At 64.3% G+C, this 5,251-nt stretch carries 5 protein-coding genes and 2 pseudogenes; 2 read left to right on the forward strand and 5 right to left on the reverse strand.

The features are described from left to right. Both EN742_RS23175 and gltA read left to right on the forward strand, forming a co-directional pair. A pseudogene (locus tag EN742_RS23175) lies at positions 1-177 on the forward strand (glutamate--tRNA ligase); the annotation flags it as partial. Between the two features lie 182 nt (positions 178-359). Continuing rightward, positions 360-1,688: a citrate synthase gene (gene gltA / locus EN742_RS23180; protein ID WP_126054475.1), complete on the forward strand. Its 1,329-nt coding sequence runs from the start codon at positions 360-362 to the stop codon at positions 1,686-1,688. Between the two features lie 47 nt (positions 1,689-1,735). Here gltA and lpxB read toward each other — a convergent pair whose 3' ends face one another. The 5 genes and pseudogenes from lpxB to EN742_RS39540 all read right to left on the reverse strand — a co-directional run. Further along, on the reverse strand, positions 1,736-2,902 hold the full coding sequence (lpxB, locus tag EN742_RS23185; protein WP_128333320.1) for a lipid-A-disaccharide synthase: 1,167 nt from the start codon (positions 2,900-2,902) through the stop codon (positions 1,736-1,738). Then, positions 2,892-3,800, reverse strand: coding sequence for an LpxI family protein (locus tag EN742_RS23190; RefSeq protein ID WP_189347942.1), 909 nt, complete (start codon positions 3,798-3,800; stop codon positions 2,892-2,894). The genes lpxB and EN742_RS23190 overlap by 11 nt, the downstream gene beginning before the upstream one ends. Beyond that, complete coding sequence (lpxA, locus tag EN742_RS23195; RefSeq protein ID WP_126054472.1) at positions 3,781-4,614, reverse strand: acyl-ACP--UDP-N-acetylglucosamine O-acyltransferase; 834 nt, start codon at positions 4,612-4,614, stop codon at positions 3,781-3,783. The genes EN742_RS23190 and lpxA overlap by 20 nt, the downstream gene beginning before the upstream one ends. A gap of 15 nt (positions 4,615-4,629) precedes the next feature. Further along, the gene (fabZ, locus tag EN742_RS23200; RefSeq protein WP_126054471.1) at positions 4,630-5,088 is read right to left on the reverse strand and encodes a 3-hydroxyacyl-ACP dehydratase FabZ; all 459 of its coding nucleotides are present in this window, start codon (positions 5,086-5,088) and stop codon (positions 4,630-4,632) included. Next, positions 5,081-5,251, reverse strand: a pseudogene (locus EN742_RS39540) (UDP-3-O-(3-hydroxymyristoyl)glucosamine N-acyltransferase); the annotation flags it as partial. The gene fabZ and the pseudogene EN742_RS39540, both read right to left, overlap by 8 nt.

A 5,251-nucleotide genomic window follows, 5' to 3' on the forward strand; every position in this document is an offset into this window, starting at 1 on the left:
GCCGCCGAGGCAGCGATCCGCGAGTTCGCCCAGGCCGGCGGCCACAAGCTCGGCGCCGTGGCGCAGCCGCTGCGGGCCGCGCTGACCGGCCGGAGCACGTCGCCCGGCGTGTTCGATGTGCTTGCCGTGCTCGGCCGCGAGGAAAGCCTGGCGCGCATCGCGGATCAAATCGATTAGGAGCGAACTGGCCCAAAAAGATTGGCATTGAAAGGTGCGTTTCGCAGTGCAACATTAGGCCTTGGCCCAATCTGGCACGCACCTCCTAAAATGCGGTGGCGAGTACGCGCATTCCGGTGATTTCGACGTGTCGTTTGCAGGATTTGCCTTGCCGGCATGAGGAAACAAAAAGGAGTTTGCTAATGAGCGAAGCTGCAACGAAACTGGAACCGAGCGCCAAACCGCACGGGTCGACCGCCAAGCTGGAGCTCGCCGGCAAGACGCACGAGTTCAAGGTGCGAAGCGGTTCCGTCGGGCCTGACGTCATCGATATCGGCTCGCTCTACAGCACCACCGGCGCCTTCACCTACGATCCCGGCTTCACCTCTACGGCCAGCTGCGAGTCGGCCATCACCTTCATCGACGGCGACGCCGGCATCCTGCTGCACCGCGGCTATCCGATCGACCAGCTCGCCGAGCATGGCGACTTCCTCGAGGTCTGCTACCTGCTGCTCTATGGCGAGTTGCCTACCAAGGCGCAGAAAGACGACTTCGACTACCGGGTGACGCGCCACACCATGGTGCATGAGCAGATGTCGCGCTTCTTCACCGGTTTCCGCCGCGATGCGCATCCAATGGCCGTCATGTGCGGCGTGGTCGGCGCGCTCTCGGCCTTCTATCATGACTCGACCGACATCTCGGATCCGTACCAGCGCATGGTCGCCTCGATGCGGCTCATCGCCAAGATGCCGACGATCGCGGCGATGGCCTACAAGTACCACATCGGCCAGCCCTTCATTTATCCGAAGAACGAGCTGAACTTCGCCGCCAACTTCCTGCACATGTGCTTTGCGGTGCCCTGCGAGGAATACAAGATCAATCCGGTGCTGGCGCGCGCCATGGAACGCATCTTCATCCTGCACGCCGACCACGAGCAGAACGCCTCCACCTCGACGGTTCGTCTCGCCGGCTCTTCGGGCGCAAACCCCTTCGCCTGCATTGCGGCCGGCATTGCCTGCCTCTGGGGCCCGGCGCATGGCGGCGCCAACGAAGCGGCGCTCAACATGCTGGGCGAGATCGGCCATGTCGACCACATCCCGGAATTCATCGCCCGCGCCAAGGACAAGAACGATCCGTTCCGGCTGATGGGCTTCGGCCACCGCGTCTACAAGAACTACGATCCGCGCGCCAAGATCATGCAGAAGACCGCGCATGAGGTGCTGGGCGAGCTCGGCATCAAGGATGATCCGCTGCTCGACATCGCCATGGAGCTGGAGAAGATCGCGCTCACCGACGCCTACTTCATCGAGAAGAAGCTTTACCCGAATGTCGACTTCTATTCCGGCATTACGCTGAAGGCGCTGGGCTTCCCCACCACCATGTTCACCGTGCTGTTCGCGGTTGCCCGCACCGTCGGCTGGATCGCGCAGTGGAAGGAAATGATCGAGGATCCGCACCAGAAGATCGGCCGGCCGCGTCAGCTCTACACCGGTGCCGCGGAACGCGACTACGTGCCGATCGCCAAGCGCTGATCGCGCGCGAGCGAACAGGTAAAAAAAGGCGCCCGCAAGGGCGCTTTTTATTTGATGTGCCGGAGAACGACTTCGGCGGCGATATCGCCGGACGGTCTGTCCGTTGCCATGCGCCGCGCGATCTCGGCGAAACCGTCCTTCTGCCAGGCGCGCATGCCGGTGTCGGAAAATAGCGTCTCCAGTTGCCTGGCGAGGTTCTCCGGCAGGACATACTGGTCGTAAAACTCCGGAACGAGCGTCCGGTCCGAGATCAGATTGGGCAGCAGCGCCGACCAGACAGAAATGAGATGCGGCATGACCAGACGCGCCACGGGATCGAGCTTGTAGCAGGACACCATCGGCACGCCCGACAGGGCCAGCTCGAGCGATACCGTCCCCGAGGCGATCAGCGCGGCATCAGCCTTGCCGAAGGCCTGCCATTTGCGTTCCGGCTCGACGACAATCTCCGGTTTGTCGTCCCAACTGGCGACCGAAGCCCTGACCAGGTCGGCCACATGCGGCACCGTCGGCAAGAGCAGACGCAGGCGATGCCCGCGCTGGCGCAGGATCGACATCGTCTTGCCGAACGGCTCGATCAGCCGGCGCACTTCGCCACGTCGGGAACCCGGCAGCACTAGCAGCGTCTTGACGCGATCCCCCGCCAGGTCCCGCGGCAGACCCTGCGCCTTGGCGGCGCCAAGCACGCCCGGATCCCGCGCCAGGCGATGCCCGACATAGGTGCCGGGCGGGCCGCCAAGGCGGGCGAGCGCCTTCACCTCGAAGGGCAGGATGCAAAGGATATGATCGACATAGGGCTTCATCGCCACCGCCCTGCCCGGCCGCCATGCCCAGACGCTCGGGCAGACATAGTGGACGATCGGGAGCGACGGGTTGGCGGCACGCACCTTCTTCGCCACGCGCAGCGAGAAATCCGGGCTGTCGATGGTGATGAGGCAGTCGGGTTTTTCGGCGGCGATCATGCTTGCCGTCTGGCCGATCCGCCTGATCAGCCGCGGCAGGTCGCGCAGGATAGCGCTGAAGCCCATCAGCGCGATCTCGCCGCCGTCGAACAGGGACTTAAGCCCGAGCGCCTGCAGATGCCGGCCGCCAATGCCGATAAGCTGAACATCGCGGCCGGTCGTCCGCTTCAGTGCCGCGACGATGTCGGCGCCAAGCATGTCGCCCGATTCCTCGCCGGCGACGACGGCGATCTTCAGCGGCTTGTCATTGGCCATGAGCCGGCTCCTCGACAGGAAGGCCGACGATGAACAGGCCGAGCGCATTGGCGCGCGCGATGGTGTCGGGAGCTTCAAGGATCAGCGAGCGGCCGGCCTCAACCGCAATCCCCGCCAGTCCCGCTTCATATGCGGCCTCGACCGTCCGCGGGCCGATGGACGGCAGATCGGCGCGCAGTTCCTGACCAGGCTTGGCGCATTTGACCAGAACGCCGCGCGTCTTGCCGGCGAGCCTGCCATGGTCGCGCAATTGTCTGGTCCGCTCGAGCAGCCCGTTAGTGCCCTCGATGCCCTCCAGCGCGATCGCCCTGCCGCCGATTGCGACCGCGGCTTGCCCGATATCGAGAGCACCGATCGCCTTTGCCGCGACCCTGGCGGCCTCGATGTCGCGCCAGTCGGATTTGCCCGGCTTGGCCGTGGTCAGCGAGCCATCGCTCGCAAGCAGTTCGGGCACGATCTCATGCGCGCCAACGACCTTGATGCCGCGCTTTTCCAGAAAACGCGTCAGCATCCTCAGCAAGCCGTCGTCACCGCGCGCCAGCCCCATCACCACTGTAGGCACGGCAGCCAGCAGGCCGAGGCTCGGCCGCATGGCGGTCAATTTCGGCCTGCGCCTGATCTCGCCGGCCAGCACGAGGTGGCTGATTCGCTTGCGCCTGAGCAAAGGCACCAGCGAGCCGAACGATTCGAGCGCGAGCTGCTCTGTCTCGTAGCCGGCGAGGTCCTGCTTGCGGTCGACCTCGCCTTCGGCCGCGATGATGACGGGCGGATGTCCCTGCCTTGCGAGGCTGGCCGCGACTTCCACCGGCAGGCTGCCGCCGCCGGCGATGATGCCCACCCTTGAGCCCGGCGCGAGGTCCAACTTGGCTCCGGCAGCCTCAGCCTTCATCGTCGGCATCGTCGCCGTCGCCGCCCTTGAGCGACGGGACGGCATAGTGCCGCTTGCCGCGATTGGCGATGAAATCGATGATTTTCATGGCCGTCGGCGAGGAAGCGAATTCCGCCTTGGCGAACTCTATGTTCTCGCCGACGGTTCGGGAGCGGTCGAAGATCGTCCTGTAGGCCTTGCGCAACAGGTGGATCTCGGCGCGCGGCAGGCCGGAACGCTTCAGGCCGACGATGTTGAGGCCGCGAAGGCTGGCGCGGTTGCCGGCGGCGATCGCATAGGGAATGACGTCGCCGACGACCGCAGAGCAGCCGCCGATGAAGGCGTTGTTGCCGATGCGGACGAACTGGTGAACGGCGGTGAGGCCGCCAACATAGACGTTGTCACCGATCTCGCAGTGGCCGCCCAACGTCGCGCCGTTGGCGAAGGTGGCGTTCTTGCCGACGACGCAGTCATGGGCAATGTGGGCATAGGCGAGGAAATTGCCATTGTCACCCACCGTCGTCTCGCCGCGGCTGGAATCGGTGCCGAGATGCATGGTCACGCCTTCGCGGATCGTGCAGTTCTCGCCGATCACCAGCGTCGTGCGGCCACCCTTGTGCTTGGTGTTCTGCGGCGGCGCGCCGAGTATGGCCATCGGATAGACCTTGGTGGCGGCGCCGATGGTGGTCGCGCCCATCACCGAGACATGGCCGACAAGCTCGACCCGGTCGCCGATGACGGCATCGGGGCCGACGTGGCAGAAGGGTCCGATGCGAACGCCTTCGCCGAGCTGGGCCCCTTCTTCGACGACCGAGGAAGGGTGGATTTCAGTCTGGACTTTCATGAGCATTTTGAACCGTCAGCCGGTGACCATCATAGCCGAAACCTCGGCTTCCGCAGCTTTTGCTCCATCGACCATCGCTTCGCAGGCGAATTTGAGCAGGTTGCCGCGCTTCTTGATCTTCTTGACGTGAATCCTGAGCTGGTCGCCGGGAACGACCGGCTTGCGAAACTTCGCATTGTCGATGGTCATGAAATAGACCAGCGATGGCTTTTCCGTGTTGAGGCTGCGGATGCAGATCGCGCCGGCGGTCTGCGCCATGGCCTCGATGATCAGCACGCCGGGCATCACTGGCTGCTGCGGGAAATGGCCCTGGAAATGCGGCTCGTTGATGGTCACGTTCTTGATGCCGACGGCGGACTCGTCGCCATCGATGTCGACGATGCGGTCGATCAGCAGGAACGGATAGCGGTGCGGCAGGAGCTTCATAAGCCCCATTATGTCGACCGCCTCAAGCGTCGCCACCATATCAGCCATTCCCATCGCCTTGTTTGCGGGTCCTGGCCAGCTTGCGCAGCATGGCGATTTCACGCATGGCCTCGGCCATCGGCTGCGCCGGATAGCCTCCCCAGATCTCGCCCGCCGGGACGTTGCTCATGAATCCGCTTCTCGCTGCAAGCTTGGCCCCAGGCCCTATGGT

It is taken from the genome of Mesorhizobium sp. M4A.F.Ca.ET.020.02.1.1 (assembly GCF_004022645.1).
GTDB lineage: Bacteria > Pseudomonadota > Alphaproteobacteria > Rhizobiales > Rhizobiaceae > Mesorhizobium.